We start from the raw sequence: 20,854 nt of genomic DNA on the forward strand, positions 1-20,854 counted from the left end.
AAATATCCAGCCCGGCAATGCGCCACTGGTTGATCGCTGCGTCCATCATCGTCATGGTCTTTCTGCTTGGGCCTGTCGCCGTTGGCATTTTGCGGAACTGACGGAAAACCTCCTTCGGGGGGCTTTTCAAAGTCCAACAATATCCCTATATGCGCTTCCGAAGGTCGATCGGCCCTGTGCCATAATGGTACGGAAACGGTCACCCTCCCCTCACCCGGGCCAAGGTTCGATTTGCGCACGAACCGAGACGAATGGGGTGCAAGTGGAGGTTCTACAAGACGCTGGCAGTGCGGTTCGGACAGTCCCGACCCGCACTTTTTTTCGTGGCTAAGGCTAACGAATCAGGCTGAAATTTCGCTGCGATGCGAAAAAAATTGCGACCAAAGCGACAGGAAAATACATGGCGACCAAGGCAGCTCTCCCCCAGACCGCAAAAAAGCGCATCCGCAAGGTCTTCGGCGACATCCACGAAGTGGTTCAGATGCCGAACCTGATTGAAGTGCAGCGCGAATCCTACGAGCAGTTCCTTCGTTCCGACCCTTCCATCGGCTATGTATCCGGCCTGGAAAAGACGCTCCGGTCGGTGTTCCCGATCCGCGATTTCGCCGGCACCGCCGAAATGGACTTCGTTCATTACGAGCTGGAAGACCCGAAATACGATACCGAGGAATGCCGCCAGCGTGGCATCACCTACGCCGCGCCGATGCGCGTAACCCTGCGCCTCATCGTGTTCGAGGTGGATCAGGACACCGACAGCCGCTCCGTGCTCGATATCAAGGAGCAGGACGTCTACATGGGCGACATGCCGCTCATGACCGGCAACGGCACCTTCATCATCAACGGCACCGAGCGCGTCATCGTGTCGCAGATGCACCGGTCGCCGGGCGTCCTGTTCGACCATGACCGTGGCAAGACCCACTCGTCGGGCAAATATCTCTTTGCCGCCCGCGTTATTCCCTATCGCGGTTCCTGGCTGGACTTCGAATTTGACGCCAAGGACATTGTGAACGTCCGCATCGACCGCAAGCGCAAGCTGCCGGTCACTGCGCTGCTGTTCGCGCTTGGCCTGAATGCCGAGGACATCCTTGGCTATTTCTACAACAAGGTCACTTTCCTGCGTGGCGAAGGCGGCTGGCAGATCCCGTTCGCCGTCGAGGCATGGCGCGGCCAGAAGCCGGCATTCGACATTGTTGACGCCAAGTCCGGCGAAGTCGTGTTCCCGGCGGGTCAGAAGATTTCGCCCCGCGCCGCCAATAAGGCGGGCAAGGACGGCCTCGAGACATTGCTGATCCCGACCGAGGAAATTTTCGGCCGTTACTCGGCTTACGACCTCATCAACGAAAAGACTGGCGAGATCTATATCGAGGCTGGCGACGAGGTTTCTCCCGAAAATCTGGAAAAGCTGGACAAGGCTGGCATCGATCGCCTCGAACTGCTCGACATCGATCATGTCACCACCGGCCCCTGGATCCGCAACACGCTGAAGGCCGACAAGGCCGAGGATCGCGACCAGGCCCTGTCGGACATCTATCGCGTCATGCGCCCTGGCGAACCGCCGACGCGCGAAACCGCCGAAGCGCTGTTCGACGGCCTGTTCTTCGATCCGGAGCGCTACGATCTGTCGGCCGTGGGCCGCGTAAAGCTCAACATGCGCCTCGACCTTGATGCCGAGGATACGGTCACCACCCTGCGCCGCGAGGACATCCTTGCCGTCGTCAAGGAGCTGGTGAACCTGAAGGACGGCAAGGGCGAAATCGACGACATCGACAATCTCGGCAACCGCCGCGTCCGTTCGGTCGGCGAGCTTCTGGAGAACCAGTATCGCGTCGGCTTGCTCCGCATGGAGCGCGCCGTGAAGGAGCGCATGTCGTCGGTCGACGTGTCGACCGTGATGCCGAACGATCTGATCAACGCGAAGCCCGCCGTGGCCGCCGTGCGTGAATTCTTCGGCTCCTCGCAGCTTTCGCAGTTCATGGACCAGACCAACCCGCTCTCGGAAGTCACCCACAAGCGCCGTGTTTCGGCCCTTGGGCCGGGCGGTCTGACCCGCGAGCGCGCCGGTTTCGAAGTCCGCGACGTTCACCCGACCCATTATGGCCGCATCTGCCCGATTGAAACGCCGGAAGGTCCGAACATCGGTCTGATCAACTCGCTCGCCAGCTTCAGCCGGGTGAACAAGTACGGCTTCATCGAAACGCCGTATCGCAAGGTGATCGACGGCAAGGTGACTAGCGAGGTCGTCTACCTGTCGGCTATGGAAGAAGCCAAGCACACGATCGCGCAGGCGAACGCGGAACTCAATGCGGACAACAGCTTCGTCGAGGACCTGATATCCGCGCGTGAGGCCGGCGAATTCCTGATGGCGCCGAAGGACCACATCACGCTGATGGACGTCAGTCCCAAGCAGCTCGTGTCGGTTGCTGCATCGCTCATTCCCTTCCTGGAGAATGACGACGCCAACCGCGCGCTCATGGGATCGAACATGCAGCGTCAGGCGGTTCCGCTTGTCCGGGCCGAGGCGCCGTTCGTCGGCACCGGCATGGAGGAGACGGTTGCACGCGATTCCGGCGCCGCCATTTCGGCCAAGCGTTCGGGCATCGTCGATCAGGTCGACGCGACCCGTATCGTTATCCGCGCCACCGGCGACGTCGAACCCGGCAAGTCGGGCGTCGACATCTACACGCTGATGAAGTTCCAGCGGTCGAACCAGGACACCTGCATCAACCAGCGTCCGCTGGTGAAGGTCGGTGAACTGGTCAACGCAGGCGACGTCATCGCCGACGGCCCGTCGACCGAGTTCGGCGAGCTGGCGCTGGGCCGCAACACGCTCGTCGCGTTCATGCCCTGGAACGGCTACAACTATGAGGACTCCATCCTGATCTCCGAGCGGATCGTGAAGGATGACGTCTTCACCTCGATCCATATCGAGGAGTTTGAGGTCATGGCCCGCGATACCAAGCTTGGGCCGGAAGACATCACCCGCGACATCCCGAACGTCGGCGAGGAGGCCCTGCGCAACCTCGACGAGGCGGGCATCGTCTATATCGGCGCAGAGGTTGAGCCGGGCGACATCCTGGTCGGCAAGATCACGCCGAAGGGCGAAAGCCCGATGACGCCGGAAGAAAAGCTGCTCCGCGCCATCTTCGGCGAAAAGGCCAGCGACGTGCGCGACACCTCGCTCCGCCTGCCGCCGGGCGTGGCCGGTACGGTTGTCGAGGTCCGCGTGTTCAACCGCCACGGCATCGACAAGGACGAGCGCGCGATGGCGATCGAGCGCGAGGAAATCGACCGTCTCGCGAAGGACCGTGAGGATGAGCGCGGCATTCTGAACCGTGCGACCTTCAACCGCCTGAAGGACATGCTGCTTGGCCAGACGGCCACTGCTGCCCCCAAGGGCGTCAAGAAGGGTGTCGAGATCGACGAGGCCCTGCTTGAGGAAGTCGAGCGTTACGAATGGTGGAAGTTCGCGGTTGCGGATGACAGCCGCCAGTCGGCGATCGAAGCCGTCAAGGCGCAGTATGACGAGGCGGTGAAGTCCATCGTCGAGAAGTTCGAGGATCGCGTCGACAAGCTGCAGCGCGGCGACGAGCTGCCTCCGGGCGTGCTCAAGATGGTCAAGGTTTTCGTCGCGGTGAAGCGCAAGCTGCAGCCGGGCGACAAGATGGCTGGCCGTCACGGCAACAAGGGCGTCATCTCGCGCATCCTGCCGATCGAGGACATGCCGTTCCTTGAGGATGGCACCCATGTCGACATCGTGCTGAACCCGCTGGGCGTGCCGTCGCGCATGAACGTCGGGCAGATCTTCGAGACGCATCTGGGCTGGGCCGCGCGCGGCCTTGGCCAGCAGATCAAGCATGCGCTCGAAGATTGGCGTGAGGCCAATCCGGACGGCGCCGGTGGCGCGATGCCGGAAGCGGTCAAGGATCGCCTCAAGACGGTCTATGGCGACCATTATGTGGCGGAGATCGAGGCGCGCGATGCCAAGCAGATCGTTGAACTGGCCGAAAATCTGACCAGCGGCGTTCCGATGGGTACGCCGGTATTTGACGGCGCGCGTGAAGGCGACGTGTCGGCGATGCTGGAACTGGCGGGTCTCCACTCGTCCGGCCAGTCGGACCTGTATGACGGACGCACGGGCGACAAGTTCGACCGCAAGGTGACCGTGGGCATCATCTACATGTTGAAGCTCCACCACCTTGTCGACGACAAGATCCACGCCCGTTCCATCGGCCCCTACTCGCTCGTCACCCAGCAACCGCTGGGCGGTAAGGCGCAGTTCGGTGGCCAGCGCTTTGGTGAAATGGAGGTCTGGGCGCTCCAGGCTTACGGTGCCGCCTACACGCTGCAGGAAATGCTGACGGTGAAGTCGGACGACGTAGTCGGCCGCACCAAGGTCTACGAAGCCATCGTCAAGGGCGACGACACGTTCGAGGCCGGCATCCCGGAGAGCTTCAACGTGCTCGTGAAGGAAATGCGCTCGCTGGGTCTGAACGTCGAACTGGCTGCGCTGGAAGACATGAGCGGACCGGACGAACTGCCAGAGGCTGCGGAATAACCGGAATTGGGACGCTGCCCTGCAGAGGCGGCGTCCCTTCCAACCGCTCCGCCCGAAGATTTGCCCTCAATGGGGATTGAAACATGAACGAACTGACCAACTTCGCCAACCCGGTCGCCAAGCCGGAAACCTTCGACCAGATTCAGATCGGCCTTGCCTCGCCAGAGCGCATCCGGTCCTGGTCCTTCGGCGAGATCAAGAAGCCCGAGACGATCAACTACCGCACGTTCAAGCCAGAACGTGACGGTCTGTTCTGCGCGCGCATCTTTGGTCCGATCAAGGATTATGAATGCCTGTGCGGCAAGTATAAGCGAATGAAATATAAGGGCATCGTCTGCGAAAAATGCGGTGTCGAAGTCACGGTGTCAAAGGTCCGCCGTGAGCGCATGGGCCATATCGAACTGGCCGCGCCCGTCGCGCATATCTGGTTCCTGAAGTCCCTGCCCTCACGCATCGGCCTGCTGCTCGACATGCAGCTCAAGCAGCTTGAGCGCGTCCTCTATTTCGAGAGCTATATCGTCATCGAGCCGGGCCTGACCCCGCTAGAGAAGTATCAGCTTCTCAATGAAGACGAACTGATCGACGCGCAGGACGAGTATGGCGAGGATGCGTTCTCGGCCGCCATCGGCGCAGAAGCCGTCAAGCAGATGCTGATGGACCTCGACCTGGAAGGCGAGAAAGAAATCCTGCTCAAGGATCTGGCCGAAACCAAGTCCGAGCTGAAGCCCAAGAAGATCATCAAGCGGCTTAAGGTCGTCGAGAGCTTCATCGACTCCGGCAATCGCCCGGAGTGGATGATCCTGGACGTCGTTCCGGTCATTCCGCCAGAACTGCGCCCGCTGGTGCCGCTGGATGGCGGCCGTTTCGCGACTTCGGACCTTAACGACCTGTATCGCCGCGTCATCAACCGCAACAACCGCCTGAAGCGCCTGATGGAGCTGCGCGCGCCGGACATCATCGTCCGCAACGAAAAGCGCATGCTGCAGGAGGCTGTCGACGCCCTGTTCGACAATGGCCGCCGCGGCCGCATAATCACGGGCGCCAACAAACGTCCGCTGAAGTCGCTGTCTGACATGCTGAAGGGCAAGCAGGGCCGCTTCCGTCAGAACCTGCTCGGCAAGCGCGTCGACTATTCGGGCCGTTCGGTCATCGTGACCGGTCCGGAACTCAAGCTGCATCAGTGCGGCCTGCCCAAGAAGATGGCGCTCGAACTGTTCAAGCCGTTCATCTACGCCCGTCTCGACGCCAAGGGTCTGTCCATGACCCTGAAGCAGGCGAAGAAGTGGGTTGAGAAGGAGCGCAAGGAAGTCTGGGACATCCTGGACGAGGTGATCCGTGAGCATCCGGTTCTCCTGAACCGCGCGCCGACGCTTCACCGTCTTGGCATCCAGGCGTTCGAGCCGGTTCTGATCGAGGGCAAGGCGATCCAGCTTCACCCGCTAGTCTGCTCGGCCTTCAACGCCGACTTTGATGGCGACCAGATGGCCGTGCACGTTCCGCTGAGCCTTGAGGCCCAGTTGGAAGCGCGCGTCCTGATGATGTCGACCAACAACATCCTGTCGCCCGCTAACGGCAAGCCGATCATTGTGCCTTCGCAGGACATGGTCCTGGGCATCTATTACCTGTCGATGGAGCGCGAAGGCGAACCAGGCGAAGGCATGATGCTGGCCGATCTGCAGGAAGTGCATCAGGCGCTGTTCACCAAGTCGGTGACACTGCATTCGAAGATCATCAGCCGTGTGCCGCAGACCGACGAGAACGGTAATCGTTACATGAAGCGGTTCGAAACCACGCCGGGCCGCATGCTGATCGGTGAATGCCTGCCGCAAAGCCACAAGGTGCCCTTCGACACCGTCAACCGCCTCCTCACCAAGAAGGATGTGGGCGACGTGATCGACGAGGTGTATCGCCACACCGGTCAGAAGGACACGGTGCTGTTCGCCGACGCCATCATGGCGCTGGGCTTCCGCCACGCGTTCCAGGCCGGCATTTCGTTCGGCAAGGACGACATGGTGATCCCGGACTCGAAGGAAGCCACCGTCGACGAGACCAAGGCGATGGTCGCGGATTACGAGCAGCAGTATCAGGACGGCCTGATCACGCAGCAGGAAAAGTATAACAAGGTGATCGACGCCTGGAGCCGTTGCGGCGACCAGGTCGCAAACGCCATGATGGACGAAATCCGCGCTCAGCCCAAGGATCCGCAGACTGGCCGCATGGCCCCGATCAACTCCATCTACATGATGGCGCATTCGGGCGCTCGTGGTTCGCAGGCTCAGATGAAGCAGCTTGCCGGTATGCGCGGCCTTATGGCCAAGCCGTCGGGCGAGATCATCGAAACGCCGATCATCTCGAACTTCAAGGAAGGTCTGACCGTTCTTGAATATTTCAACTCCACCCACGGCGCCCGTAAGGGTCTGGCCGACACCGCGCTCAAGACGGCAAACTCAGGATATCTGACCCGCCGTCTGGTCGACGTGTCGCAGGACTGCACCATCGTCGAGGAAGATTGCGGCACTGACCGCGCTCTGGAGATGAAGGCGATCGTTCAGGGCGGTTCCGTTATCGCGTCGCTCGGTGAGCGTATTCTGGGCCGCACCACGGCAGAGGATATCATCGATCCGAAGGATAACAGCGTCGCCATTCCTGAAGGCACGCTGCTTGACGAAGCCCTGATCACCAAGATCGAGGGTATCGGCACGCAGGCCGTCAAGATCCGCAGCCCGCTGATCTGCGAGAGCAAGATGGGCGTCTGCGGCAAGTGCTACGGCCGTGACCTTGCCCGCGGTACGCCGGTGAACATCGGTGAGGCTGTCGGCGTCATCGCCGCGCAGTCGATCGGTGAGCCGGGTACGCAGCTCACCATGCGCACCTTCCACATCGGCGGCGCGGCGCAGCTCAACGAAACGTCGAACCTGGAAGCGGTTGCGGACGGTACGCTGGAACTGCGCGACATGCCGACGATCACGGACAGCCGTGGCCGCCGCCTGTCGCTTGCCCGCAACGGTGAACTGGCGATCATCGATCAGGAAGGCCGCGAGCGAGCGGTCCATCGTCTGCCCTATGGCGCGACGATCCTGTTCGAAAACAACGCCAAGGTGAAGCTGGGCGATCGCATCGCTGAGTGGGATCCGTTCACCATGCCAGTGATCACGGAAAAGCCGGGTATCGTGAAATATGTCGACCTGATCGACGGCAAGACGCTGGCGGAGCAGACGGACGAAGCGACGGGTATCGCCCAGCGCGTCGTTACCGAGCATCGCGGCGCAGCGCGCACCAAGGAGGATCTGCGCCCCCGCCTCACCCTGCTCGACGACAGCAGCGGCGAAGCGGCGCGCTACATGCTCGCCATCGGCGCCACGCTCTCGGTCGAGGACGGTCAGCAGGTGCAGGCCGGCGACGTCCTGGCCCGTGTCAGCCGCGAAGCGGCCAAGACCCGCGACATCACGGGCGGTCTGCCGCGCGTGGCGGAGCTGTTCGAGGCCCGCAAGCCGAAGGACAACGCGATCATCGCGAAGATCTCCGGCCGCGTGCAGTTCCTCAAGGACTATAAGGCGAAGCGCAAGATCGCCATTGTGCCTGAGGATGGCAGCGATCCGGTCGAGTATCTGATCCCCAAGAGCAAGGTGATCGACGTTCAGGAAGGCGACTTCGTGAAGCGCGGTGACAACCTGATCGGCGGATCGCCCGACCCGCATGACATTCTGGAAGTCCTCGGCATCGAGCCGCTGGCCGAATATCTGGTCAGCGAAATCCAGGAAGTCTATCGGCTGCAGGGCGTGAAGATCAACGACAAGCACATTGAGACGATCGTTCGTCAGATGCTGCAGAAGGTTGAGATCACCGATGGCGGCGAGACCACGCTGCTTGCCGGCGAACAGGTCGACGCGGAGGAGATGCACGAGATCAACGCGAAGCTCGCGCCCGGCCAGCAGCCGGCGCAGGGCAAGCCGGTCCTTCTCGGCATCACCAAGGCGTCGCTGCAGACCCGCAGCTTCATCTCGGCGGCATCTTTCCAGGAAACCACCCGCGTCCTCACCGAGGCGGCGGTCCAGGGCAAGAAGGACACGCTCGTCGGCCTGAAGGAGAATGTCATCGTCGGCCGCCTGATCCCGGCGGGCACTGGCGCGGGCATGAACCGCCTGCGCGTCGTCGCTTCCAGCCGCGACGCAGCCATGCGCGCCCAGCTCCGCACGTTCCAGGCTGATCTGATCGCGCCTGCCAGCGCGGCGGCCGAGCATGCGGCGGAACTGGCCCAAGGCCCGGAAGCGGCGATCGGCGACGATCCGCTTGGCGCGGTCCAGGGCGAGGACTTCACGACCGAGGATATGGAATAAACTCGGTCCGAAAGGACAAGGAAAAAGGCCCCGCCGAACAACCGGCGGGGCCTTTTTTATTTGATCATTATTCAGTACCGGGCGGTGACCAGCGCCAGTTATAATTCCGCTATCACTGTCGCTTAGCGGTCGAGCATCCGGAAAGGCCGTGCGCCGTGCCCCGTCCTGCGCCAATGCAGGATGCAAGCGTCCATCGCTTCCGCCATCGATCCGAATGTCCGCACCCGGCGCCCAAGACGAACCGTCAGCGGCACCCAGCCCTGCGGCCTCAGCACTTCTATGCCAAACAGTGTGTCCGCCAGCGCCGCGCTCTTTCTTGCAGGCGCAGCGACCCGACGTTTCGGGGCTGTAAGAGGCGCTTCAAGCTTCAGCGCATGCTTGCCGATGCGCAAAGGCGTCTGAACCATGGTCATCGCTGGAATTCTCCGCTGGACTGCCGCGCGGTATGGGATATTGCATGTGTAGAAGCTGCTGTTTCGACCGCGCTCCTTCCCGCAATCCGGGCGGTGATGCTGTCATCAAGCTTGGAAACCATAGCGACCCATTCCTTTGTTCCTTTGGCGCATCCGCAGCTGTCAGCAGGCGGCGCTCGGCCGGACTTTGCCAAAGGGCATTTTTGGTAAGTCAGGAGTCTCGAACGGGTCAACCCGAATGCGACTGTTCCAATCTGGAACAGGTAAGATTCGGCGTTGAGTCGTGCTAATTGTGGCTTGATTTGCAAGAATGGCCAGCAAATCCTTGTGTCATAATAGTTAATTTCGCTCGCGACGAACCGATTCTTTTCGTCGATAGGCCGAATCGGCGAATCCGAGTCGCTGAAAGATTTTTGCGAATATGAGAAGCCGATGGACGGTTGCTTGATGCATGCGCCCCCTCCCCTGGACGACGCCCCTCTCGTTAGAGCGCACCCTATCGCCCCGCCGCAAACATCACAGCAAAGTTTAGGTGACGAGAGAAATTGCTGCACGGCACATAAATAAACAAAAAAGCAGATAAAAGAATGTTCTTCATCTCAGAATATAAAGAAAGTAATATCGCAAGAGATGAAAATTTTTTTCTCTATATATCCAGATCATAATCTGAACAGAAGAAAAGCTATACCGCAGATGCGAGATGTTTTCAAAGATTTCGATAGCTTAATGATATCTCAACCAATTTCCTCCATAGTCCGCCATGTGCCATAGTGGGCCATCGGGCCGAGGGTATGAATTCGATACGGAAAAGGTCGGTCCGTCCTGCTATGCATGGTTACGACCCGCGGGATGTCAGCATGCAGAACGATAAGTCACTGAAAATCATCCATGTTACGCGGCAGTTCTCCCCCGGAGTCGGAGGACTGGAGAATTTCGTTAAGGACCTCGCGCTGAAACAGGTCAGCGACGGCCATAATGTTCGCACCGTATCGCTCGACAGAATCTTCAACTCCAAGATTCCGGCGCCACTTCCAGACGTTGACAATCATCGCGGCATCGAAATCCGGCGCATCCCGTTTTTCGGAACCAAGCGCTATCCCATTGCGCCGACAGTGATAAATTACCTCGACGATGCGGATATTGTGCATGTGCACGCGATCGACTTCTTCTGCGATTATCTCTCCTTCACCCGCCTTCTTCATGGCAAGAAGCTGGTTCTGACGACGCATGGCGGTTTCTTCCACACGACCTTCATGCAGTTCTTCAAGCGCCTGTATTTCGAGACAATTACGCGGATGACGCTGACCGGCTATCGCGCCGTCATTGCGTGCAGCGCGGAGGATGCCCGCGTGTTCCGGCAGGTGCGCAAGGAGGGCGTCGTCGAAATCCAGAATGCCGTCGACATTGGCAAGTTTGCCGGCGTGTCCGCCCGCGCGGGACAGACCATCATCTATTTCGGCCGTCTTGCACCCAACAAGGGCCTTATCACCACCCTGCAATGGTTCGCCAATTTCCTTAAGGGTCAGCCCGGCTGGAACATGATCATCGCAGGTCAGCCGATGGGCGTGGAGATTGCCGATTTGAATGCGGAGATCGAGTGGCTGGGAATCGCCGGTCAAGTAACAATCGTCGAGTCACCGCCAGACGAGGAGCTGTCCGCTCTCATCGGACGCAGCAAGCTTTTTGTCAGTGCATCGACTTATGAAGGCTTCGGCCTCGCCGCGGTTGAGGCCGCGTCGGCCGGTCTTTATCCTCTTCTCAGTTCCATTCCGCCTTATCACGCCATCGTCGAGCGGCTTGGATATGGCACACTCTTTGATTTCACGGACCCGAAAAGCTGGGCCGACGGGAATGCAAGGCTCATGAGCGACTTGAAAAAGTTTGAAAACAGCGCAACGGACGAAAATATCCAAAACGCGGTCAGTTCGTTCGCGTGGAGGGATGTCGCGGACAAATATGAACGGACCTATCGTGAGGTGCTGGGATTGACCCGCAGACGCATCGGCCGCGTGCATGTCGACGTCCACAGCTATGACAGCGCGACGGATTTCATCACCCACGCTGCGCAATCGCGCACGCCTACCATGGTGACCTTCGCCAACGCGCATACGATCAATGTGGCCGCCCGCTATCCGGAAATGGAAAAGGCGTTGGAAAACGCCACCGTCCTGAACGACGGCGTAGGCGTCGATCTGGCCAGCAAAATTCTCTATCGCGAGCAATTCCCGGATAATCTGAACGGCACGGACTTCGTGCCCCATCTGCTCGCAAAGGCGGGTGGCGCGCTTTCAGTTTTCGTCCTGGGCAGCACGCCGGAAGTGGCGCGCGCTGCCGCCAACCATATTGGTCAGAAATTTCCGGCGGTCACTGTCGCGGGCTATCATCACGGCTTCTTCAGCGGCGATGAAGACGCCAATATCTGCGAGATGATTCGGGAGTCAGGCGCCAATCTGGTGCTGGTTGGTATGGGGCAGCCGCGTCAAGAAATCTGGGCGTCGCGCCATTATGCCGATATTCCGGGTGTCACTATCTGCGTCGGCGCCTTGCTTGACTTTATCACTGGCCGCTTCAAGCGCGCGCCTATATCCTGGCGCCGCTGGAAACTGGAATGGCTGTACCGCCTCATTCAAGAACCCCGCCGGCTGACCGGCCGCTACTTGATCGGCAATGTGATGTTCGTCGGCCGCATCCTGGCGCAGCGGATCGCGGGTTACCGGGTCTGAATTACTAACCGGCTGATGCCGGTAGGATCAGGCGGAGGGGCTGAAGCCATTCTTATGGCCATGTTTATCGAGGTAAGGCAGGATGACGTCATCGGTGATGTTGCCGGACGTTGTGGAGAAGTATCCTCGTTGCCAAAAGGGCTGGCCCCATTAGCGCTTGCGGATATGTTCGCACTCCTGCTGGATCTTGTGCGATGATCGGCCTTTGGCACGACGTACGAAGTCGCCGACCGAGACATGCGGCGGGATTTCCACGAACAGTGGACATGATCTTGCGATAGCACGCCATGAATGATCTTCACGCCCATCTCTGCACACACGTGCCGGATGACCTCGCGAACTCGCAGACGCACCTCGCCACGTAAGACCTTGAACCGATATTTCGGCGCCCAAACGAGATGATAGCGATGATGAAATCTCGTCGTTTAATCGCAGACCCGTCGAGGGGCGTGTTCGGCACAACTCTTCGGTCTACGATTCAATCATCGTGAGCTGGCGAAACTCAGTATGCATATTCAGCTTCAATCGTACGGCATAGCCGTTTGTCGGGTACATGGTCGTTTACGCGGTCGAGACACACTCGCCGCAGGATAGGTCTTCGTTGGCCGGGATCTTCCAATGTGTGACACGCACTTTGTCGGGATAACGGCGAGCTTGCGGGAACCGCGACGGCGGCGCGCTTGAAGCCGATCTTTTCTTAAGTTTCAGACCCCAGATCCGCAGCGCACTGTCCGCCCTGGTGCGAATCAGGATCACGGTCACTGCTTCATTGAGCAATCCACGAAGATGGTTGTCGCCGCGCCGGGAGATATGACCGCCGTAATCGACTTCGCCCGACTGGTAACGTCTGGTCGTCAAGCCGATCCATGCACCAACTGCTCGCGAGTTCTTGAAGTTTTCCGGATCCTCAATCGCGGCCACAAAGGACGAGGCCGTCACCGCGCCAAAGCCGGGGATCGAGGAAAGAAGCTGGCATTTTTCGCTGGCGCGTGCCGAAGCGACAAGTTGCTTGCCCAGTTCGGCAACCCGGGCGCGCATCGTGCGCCAAGCCTCGAGCACCGGCAGAATGATCTGGGCGAGGCCTGCGTTGCTCCTCAGAAGGCGTCGCACATGGCCTTCGAACACGCGGCCGGCACCCTTGAGAACGACCAAGCCGGACGTCTTCAACAGACCGCGGATCTAATTCGACAGCTGGATTGTCATCTTGAGCATCTGGTTGCGCGCTGCGACCAGCGTGCGAGTCAGCATACTATCGAAGCTTTTGACTTGCACCTCGCGGTAGAAGCCCGCCTCGGCAAGATGCGCAAGACCGTCCGCGTCGTTCGCATCGGTCTTGTTCCGCGCAATATCGAGCGCTGCCTTGGCATGCCGGGCATCGATACAGATCGCCGGCAGGCCCTCGGCCGTCAGCGCATGATAAAACCATACTGACCGCAAACCCGTCTCGAACACGATACGTGGCGCGTTTGGCGCACGCTTGCGGATGATCTCTGCTATCAGCTTGGCATCAGACGAACCCGTGCCGCGCCAAATTCGCTGGCCACTCTCGCGCACTGAGATGAATGTATCTTTCAAAAACACGTTGAGGCCGAAAAACTGCTCCATGGTTGTCTCCCGTTTGATGCTGGGCCCGGTCTCAATCGTGAGCCCGTATTTCTTCCTACCGGCGGGCAACCACCCCTCCAACGCATTGTAATCGCGCCGGTGTCACCAACCCCGCGATTACTCTATGTGTGACGACCGCTGCTGTAGACCATAGTGTGGCCCAGTCTAAGGCTGAAGCCGGCATCTGACTGAAGTGGGAGAGGTTCCTCCTTCAATGTGACTTTAAAGCGCGCCCATTCCTGCTTGAAAGCGGCACGGCGCGGGGCAAGATCGTGCTCGAGGGGTTCGCTGACTGATCGCTGCGACTGCTGCCCCTCCCGCTTCGCAGGAATAAACCGCGCGAGCGGCGGTGGACCGCCGAACGATTAGCGATCGGCGCCGGCCACAGCCTGTAGGGCGGGCACATCTCATTCGCCGCTTTGAATTGAAGGTCAGCTCCAGGTGGCGGCAAAAGCCGGCGAGGCGTGAAAGCTCGCCGGCTGCGGGGAGACCGGCGGCGGATCGCACACACCTTCCTCTATATAGCGCATCGCCGCCATCAGCCCGTTGCGCGAGAACGGCTTGGGAATGACGCCATGCGCGCCGGCGAAATCCTCGGGGATTTTCGCGGGGTTGGCGGTCACAAACACGATGAAGGCTGTGTTCCAGCGCTCCTGGATCAGGCGCGAGACGTCGAGGCCGCTGGTGCCGCAGGCAAGCTGGATATCTACGAAGGCGAGATCGAACCGGCAGTCTCCCGGCAGATCGGCGACATCGTGAAGCGAAGCGGCTTCGGCGACCACCCGGTGGCCGGCATCCTCGATCATGCTTTCGAGATCCATCGCGAGCAGCGCCTCGTCCTCCACGATCAGAACGGAAAGGGGAGCCGTCGGGCGCATCATGCCCGCTCCAGATCGAGCAGGATCTCTACCCGGGTGCCGTCGGCGCCGCTGTTCCAGCGCACATCGGCGCCGGCCTGTTTGGCGAGCCGCTTGATGAGCGTGGTGCCGAGCCCGCCCGCGGGCGGTTTGTCGCCATCAAATCCCGGACCATCATCGGCGATGCTGAGTGTCGCCCGATCGCCGTCGCGCTGGGCCGAGACCGTTAGCGTGCCCCCTCGCCCATCGGCATAGGCATGCTTGATCGCATTGGTCAAAACCTCGTTGAGCACCAGCCCGAGCGCCGAGGCCATGGCGGCGGGAATCTCAATCCGGTCGACCGAGACATCGGTCACGATATCGCTCCGCCCGCTCGACCCGACCACATCGGCGACGAGATTCTGGCAGAAGGCACCAATGTCGAAATGCTGGACATTATCGCTCTGGTAGAGTCTGCGGTGGACGGTGGCGAGCGCATCGACCCTCTCGAGCATCGCCTCGAGCTTGGCGGCCACGGTCGGATCGTCGATCGTGCGCGCCTGAAGGCGCAGCAGCGAGCCAATCATGGTGAGATTGTTCTTCACGCGGTGATCGACCTCGTGAAGCAGCAATGTCTTGGCCTCGAGCGCCGCGGTCAGATCGGCGGTGCGCTTCTCGACCTTGCGCTCGACAATCGCCTTTTGCTCTGCGATCGCCTTTTGCGCCTCGATCCGATCGGTCACATCGAGCTGCGATGCGAAGAAGAACTGGATGTCGCCGGCGGAATTGCGGACCGGGCTTAGATAGAGCGCATTCCAAAAGGTGGTGCCGTCCTTGCGATAGTTGAGCAGGTCGACATCGATCGGCTTGCCCGCCGCGATCGCCTCACGGATGCGGCGCACGCTGTCCCGGTCGGTGTTCGGGCCCTGGAGAAAGCGGCAATTGCGCCCGATAATTTCCACGCGGGCATAGCCGGTGAGCTTCTGAAAGGCCTCGTTGCAGAAGACGATCGGATTGTCGGGCTTGGAGGGGTCGGTGATGACCATCGGCATCCGGGTCGCGCGAACCGCGGCGGCGAATGGATCGCCGGCGCCGGTCTCGTGCTCCACCCTGTCGGTCAGATGCCAGTCGTCGCGCTCGTCCACATCCACTCCTCTCGCAGGAGCTATGGAGTCCGTGCGTCCCAGCATAACCCATGTTGGGGCTAACGCGTTCCCAACCACTGTCCGACCGGCTCCGCGGCCCGCCCGGCGCGCTACCTCCAAGTTGCTGGAACGCCTGTCGCAGATCAGCGGTTCTCGAAGCGTCCCGGCATGTCGCCTCCCGCTTTCGCCCCCAAAGCGCCCCGATCTCGGAAGGCTTACCCATGTTCCTCGACGGCAAATCCATCGCCATCCTCATCGCCCGCGCGGCACCGAGAGCCAAAGTTCGCTCAGCCCAAGCCAGCGGCCGACGCCACGGTGACCGTCATCAGCCTCGAGGCTGGCGAAGCCAGACCAACAATCACGATCTCGATCCGGGCGGCAGCTATACAGTCGACAAGACGTTCGACGGGGGGGGCCGCGTGGTGGCGTCGGTCGGCAAGACCACCACTATGCTCGTCGTGTGCACCGAAGAGCCGTTCGGCTATGTCCGCTATGACGCGCAGTTCAGGAAGGCGCGCGACCTCAAGGTGGACTTGTACCGGTTTTGCGCCGGTCACCTATTTCATTATACCACCTTGGCTTCGAACGCGAGCGGGCTGATGCCACCCAGATATGGATGCCGGCGGCGGGTGTTATAAAATCCGTTGATGTACTGAAAGATGGCGGCTTCTGCCTGACGCCGCGTCGGCCAGCTCTGCCGCCAGATGAGTTCGGCCTTCAGGGATTTGAAGAAGGTCTCGACGGACGCATTGTCGTAGCAATTTCCTTTGCCGCTCATCGATGGACGCAGGCCATAGGCCTGCAGCTTTTTCTGATAGTCGTAAGAGCAATATTGGCTGCCGCGATCCGAATGGAAAAGGCAGCCCTCGGGAGGCTGGCGCAGGCGCACCGCCATATCCAACGCCCTGATCGCCAGGTCTTTCTTCATCCTGTCACTGACAGCCCAACCCACGACACGCCGGCTATGCAGGTCGAGAATGACGGCAAGGTAGAGCCAGCCTTCTGAGGTCCAGATATAGGTGATGTCGCCCGCCCACTTTTGGTTGGGCGCATCGGCGGCAAAATCCCCGTCCAGCCAGTTCGCCGCGACCCCCAGGCGATGGTGGCTATCCGTCGTAACCTTGTGCTTGCGCGTGCGGACCGGCTTGATCCCGTTGATCTTCATCAGCCGCCCGACCCGGCGCTCGCCAACGTCGAGCCCAACCTCCTTCAACTCCATCGTCATCCTCGGACGACCATAGCTGCCGAGGCTAAGGCTGTATTGTTCCCGGATATGGGCCAGCACTTTCATATCTGTCCGCTCCCGCCGACTGATCGGTCGCGAGCGCCAGGAACGATATCCGCGCTCACTGACAAGCATGACACGGCAGAGCAACTCAACAGGCCAGCGATGCCGCCAGCTATGCACAAAAGCGAACTTCACGGCTTTTGGCTCGCGAAGAACTGCGTGGCCCCTTCGACAGGCTCAGCAACCGTATTGGCTGTCAAGCGAGATTGGCCCATGGTTTGTCGTGCTGGACGATGGTGTTTGCGATGATGAGGAGTTTTCGCATGGCGGCGGTGATGGCGACTTTAGGTGCTTTACCCTGCGCGCGCAGGTGCTGATAGAAGGCACGGATGGTTGGATTGCACCGGATGGCAGGCAGGGTTGCCATATAGAGTGCGCATCTGACGGAGAGCCTTCCGCCAGTAATATGCGCCTGACCGCGCCATTGGCCACTGTCACGGTTCATGGGGGCGACGCCCGCAAGGGCTGCAATTTGCTTTTTGTCAGCGCGCCCCAGTTCGGGGAGTTCAGCGATAAGCACAGCAGCTGTTGTGGCGCCGATGCCTGGAATGGACTCCAGTAGAGCAGCCTTGCGGGTGAGTGACGCGTCGGCCCCGATTTCAGCCTTGATGCGCGCATCGCACTGGTCGATCTGGCCTTGCAGGAAGGTGATATGTGCGCGGATCGAAGCCAGCGTATCGGCGTTGTCGAGACCGCAAAGGCGTTGCTTTTCAGTGGCCAGCATATCGACCAGTTGCCGTCTTCTGCGCACCTGCTCGGCGAGACGCACCTGATTTTCAGGGGTTGGCGGTGTCGGGGCGGGCTGCATCGCATCAGCGAAGCGCAGGATTATGCTAGCGTCAAGCGCGTCGGTTTTGGCCAGTTGCCCGGTTGCCCTGGCAAAATCGCGTACTTGTCTTGGGTTGACGATACTCAGGGGAATATTGGCTTGCTCCATCTGCTGGGCAAGCAATCGAGCGTAGCGCCCTGTGGCCTCGCAAACGATATGGGGGTGTTCGAGGGGCTGGAGTCGTTTCCTTAAAGCCGCGACACCAGTGAGCGTGTTAGAACTGCGCCAGATCCGGTTCGCACCCGGCATGGCAATATCCAGTGCCGACTTCGACACATCGATAGCAACATATTGGCTGTTGTTCGACATCATGTTCTCCACCTTGCATACGAGCTCAAGGCCCTGGCAACCGTTCGAGACGATCATGGATGGAGCGGATGGCTTTGCTGAGAATTACGAGCTTGGCGCCCAAGGACAGGCACAGCCTATCCGCTCCGGGATATCCGGGGTCATGACCCCGGATATCCCGGCATCAATTCAACCAACGCTGAAATCAATGCCAAACCCAATATGCAAGGACAGGCTTTTTTAGGATTTCCCTCTCCTCCCGGAGCACACGATTCTCAAGGCGAAGGCGTTCATTCTCTCGTGCCAGATCCGCCTGCGGCGCTGAAACCAGATCACTGGGCCGATACTGCGACACCCACTTTCCCAGCGTCGACTTCCCTATCCCCAAATCTGATGCGACCCGGTCACGTGGTAACCCACTGGTCAGCGCAATGCGCACCGCTTCCTGCTTGAACTCTTCGCTATGCTTGATCATCTCATCGGTCTCCTGCTGCGAGCTCTAATCGCTCAGGTGACCGGCGCAAATCCGGTACAAGTCCAGTCGAGCAGCATCTGAACGGCTGAGCGCTCGCGGAGCGGTTTGATCCCCTCGCCGCCCCCCCAGCACGTTACGCGCATCTCCTCGCATCTCGACCGCACCCACCGTGGGCACGCGCCGGCTGAAGGAACGCTTAGCTGCCGGAGACCCGTCCGTCGGTCGGGACCTGGGCCAGTGCCTGCTTCACCGCCTGATCGAGCTCGCCCATATTATAGGGCTTCGCGAGAATGGTAGCGCCCTGGGTGCCGATCACGGCGGCGGTATCGCCGCTCGCGAACACGATCGCCAGCAAGGGCCGCAGGCCGCGCGCCTGTTCGGCGAGTTCGAGACCCGAGCAGCCCGGCAGGTTGACGTCGCTGACCAGAACATCGATTGGCTCGCTCTCCAGGATCGCCATCGCTTCCTCGGCGCTGCCGGCTTCGACCACACCATAGCCGCGATCACGCAGCATCTCGACGGTGTTGAGGCAGATGAGCGCATCGTCCTCAACGACCAGCACGAGGCGCTGGCTGGGGGCGGGAAGCGGCGATGGATCGGCGGCGCGCACCGTCGGCGGAACCATGGAGTCGCTCGGACCAGCGGCGGGCTGAGAGGTACCGATGTCGCGCTGCCGCTGGTTGGCGAGGACATGGCGGAGGCGGCGCGCCAGCGCTTCGCGGCTATAGGGTTTGGAGAGAAGTTCGACGCCAGCGTCGAGCTTGCCGCCATGAACGATCGAGTTCTCGGTATAGCCCGAGGTGAACAGGACCGCGATGCCGGGCAGGCGTTCGCGCGCCTTGCGCGCCAGTTCGGGACTTTTGAGCGTGCCGGGCATAACGACATCGGTGAACAAAATATCGATCGGCACGCCGCTCTCGATGACGTTGAGCGCCGCGCCCGCGTCGCCCGACTTCAGCACGCGGTAGCCCAGATCCGAGAGCATCTCGACCACGGTCGCGCGCACCTCCTCGTCGTCCTCGACCACCAGAACGGTTTCGGTGCCACCGACGATCGAGCCGGTCTCGACCTGGACCTCGATATCCTCGCTCTCCATCGAGCGCGGCAGATAAAGTTTGATCGTGGTGCCTTCGCCGACCTCGGAATAGATCTTCACATGCCCGCCCGACTGTTTGACGAAGCCATAGACCATTGAGAGTCCAAGCCCCGATCCCTTGCCTTCGCCTTTGGTCGAGAAAAAGGGCTCGAACACTTTCTCGATCAGCGCCGCTTCCATGCCGCACCCGGTATCCGACACCGCCAGCATCACATATTGGCCGGCGGTGACCTCGTCATGGCCATCGGCATAGTCAGCGTCGAGATGGGCGTTACCGAGCTCGATGGTGAGCTTGCCCTGTCCCTCCATCGCGTCGCGCGCGTTAATCGCGAGGTTAAGCAGCGCATTCTCGATCTGCGCGGTGTCGACATAGGTGTTCCACAGCCCCCCGCCGACGATCGTCTCGACCTCGACGCTCTCGCCGATCGCGCGGCGCAGCATGTCGTCCATGTCGCGGACCAGCCGCGAGATGTTGACGACCTTGGGTTCGAGCGCCTGACGGCGGCCAAACGCAAGCAATTGAGCGGCGAGCTTGGAGCCACGCGACACGCCGGCAACGGCATTCGCGATGCGGGTCTCTGCGCGGTCGTTGCCCGCGACATCGAGCGCGAGCAGCTGGAGATTGCCCGAAATCACCTGGAGCAGATTGTTGAAGTCGTGAGCCACGCCGCCGGTGAGCTTGCCGATCGATTCCATCTTCTGCGCCTGGGCAAGCTTGGCTTCGGCCTTGCGCCGTTCGTCGATCTCGGCGACCACGCGCGCCTCCAACGTGGCATTGAGTTCGCGCAATGCCTCCTCGGCGGCGCGCTGGTGCGTGATGTCGCTATGAACGCCCACCCATTCGACGATCTTGCCGGCATCATCGACGACCGGCAGCGCGCGGATCGCGAAGCGCCGCCAGGCCCCATCCTGCCGCCGGACGCGATGCTCATGGACAAACATCGAGCGCGCTGCGACCGCGGCGTTCCAGGCGTCGATCGTCGGCGCGCGATCATTGACATGGACCGCTTCGGCCCATCCGAAATCGCGATACTCCGCTTCGCTCTGCCCGGTGAGCGCGGCCCAGGCGGGCTGTTCGCCGACCATCCGGCCATCAGGGCTGTTGGTCCAGAGCACGCCGTGCATCGCTTCCATCGCGGTGCGGAAGCGCGCGTTGCTGGTCGCGAGATCGCGCTCCAGCGCAATACGAGTGCTGTTGTCGATACAGGTGCACATGACCCCGCCGACCCGGCCGTCGGCTTCGTAGACCGGCGTGTAGAAGAGA

At 60.7% G+C, this 20,854-nt stretch carries 9 protein-coding genes and 4 pseudogenes; 4 read left to right on the forward strand and 9 right to left on the reverse strand.

Going from position 1 to position 20,854, the window contains the following annotated elements; genetic code table 11:
* Window positions 1–400 precede the first annotated feature (400 nt).
* Entirely contained in the window at window positions 401–4,555 is a 4,155-nt protein-coding gene (rpoB, locus tag BHQ40_RS11275; RefSeq protein WP_070155953.1) for a DNA-directed RNA polymerase subunit beta, read from the forward strand.
* An 83-nt stretch (window positions 4,556–4,638) separates the two neighbouring features.
* Complete coding sequence (gene rpoC, locus BHQ40_RS11280) at window positions 4,639–8,892, forward strand: DNA-directed RNA polymerase subunit beta' (protein WP_070155954.1); 4,254 nt, start codon at window positions 4,639–4,641, stop codon at window positions 8,890–8,892.
* Between the two features lie 122 nt (window positions 8,893–9,014).
* Here rpoC and BHQ40_RS11285 read toward each other — a convergent pair whose 3' ends face one another.
* Entirely contained in the window at window positions 9,015–9,305 is a 291-nt protein-coding gene (locus tag BHQ40_RS11285) for a hypothetical protein (RefSeq protein ID WP_070155956.1), read from the reverse strand.
* An 857-nt stretch (window positions 9,306–10,162) separates the two neighbouring features.
* On the opposite strand from BHQ40_RS11285, the gene BHQ40_RS11290 reads away from it, so the two are divergent.
* Window positions 10,163–12,028 carry a WecB/TagA/CpsF family glycosyltransferase gene (locus tag BHQ40_RS11290; protein ID WP_171905835.1) on the forward strand — a complete coding sequence of 622 codons (1,866 nt, stop codon included), beginning with the start codon at window positions 10,163–10,165 and terminating at the stop codon, window positions 12,026–12,028.
* Window positions 12,029–12,178: 150 nt separating this feature from the next.
* On the opposite strand, the pseudogene tnpA reads toward BHQ40_RS11290, so the two are convergent.
* The 4 genes and pseudogenes from tnpA to BHQ40_RS11305 all read right to left on the reverse strand — a co-directional run.
* A pseudogene (gene tnpA / locus BHQ40_RS27080) lies at window positions 12,179–12,432 on the reverse strand (IS200/IS605 family transposase); the annotation flags it as partial.
* A gap of 117 nt (window positions 12,433–12,549) precedes the next feature.
* Window positions 12,550–13,633: pseudogene (locus BHQ40_RS11295) on the reverse strand (IS110 family RNA-guided transposase).
* Between the two features lie 431 nt (window positions 13,634–14,064).
* The gene (locus BHQ40_RS11300; protein WP_083276867.1) at window positions 14,065–14,514 is read right to left on the reverse strand and encodes a response regulator; all 450 of its coding nucleotides are present in this window, start codon (window positions 14,512–14,514) and stop codon (window positions 14,065–14,067) included.
* A complete protein-coding gene (locus BHQ40_RS11305) occupies window positions 14,511–15,614 on the reverse strand; it encodes a PAS domain-containing protein (RefSeq protein ID WP_070155960.1) in 1,104 nt (367 codons plus the stop codon). The genes BHQ40_RS11300 and BHQ40_RS11305 overlap by 4 nt, the downstream gene beginning before the upstream one ends.
* Before the next feature lie 221 nt (window positions 15,615–15,835).
* On the opposite strand from BHQ40_RS11305, the gene BHQ40_RS25700 reads away from it, so the two are divergent.
* The gene (locus tag BHQ40_RS25700; RefSeq protein ID WP_139139281.1) at window positions 15,836–16,252 is read left to right on the forward strand and encodes a hypothetical protein; all 417 of its coding nucleotides are present in this window, start codon (window positions 15,836–15,838) and stop codon (window positions 16,250–16,252) included.
* Here BHQ40_RS25700 and BHQ40_RS11315 read toward each other — a convergent pair.
* From BHQ40_RS11315 to BHQ40_RS11330, 4 genes and pseudogenes are all read right to left on the reverse strand, one after another.
* A pseudogene (locus BHQ40_RS11315) lies at window positions 16,180–17,073 on the reverse strand (IS3 family transposase); the annotation flags it as partial. The gene BHQ40_RS25700 and the pseudogene BHQ40_RS11315 overlap by 73 nt on opposite strands.
* A 25-nt stretch (window positions 17,074–17,098) precedes the next feature.
* A complete protein-coding gene (locus tag BHQ40_RS11320) occupies window positions 17,099–18,043 on the reverse strand; it encodes an IS110 family RNA-guided transposase (protein ID WP_070155977.1) in 945 nt (314 codons plus the stop codon).
* 202 nt (window positions 18,044–18,245) lie between these two features.
* Window positions 18,246–18,494 (reverse strand): annotated as a pseudogene (locus tag BHQ40_RS11325) (transposase); the annotation flags it as partial.
* 196 nt (window positions 18,495–18,690) lie between these two features.
* On the reverse strand, window positions 18,691–20,854 hold a 2,164-nt coding region (locus tag BHQ40_RS11330), incomplete at its 5' end, for a hybrid sensor histidine kinase/response regulator (RefSeq protein ID WP_139139282.1).

This window comes from Sphingobium phenoxybenzoativorans (assembly GCF_001757355.1).
Classification (GTDB): Bacteria; Pseudomonadota; Alphaproteobacteria; order Sphingomonadales; family Sphingomonadaceae; genus Sphingobium; species Sphingobium phenoxybenzoativorans.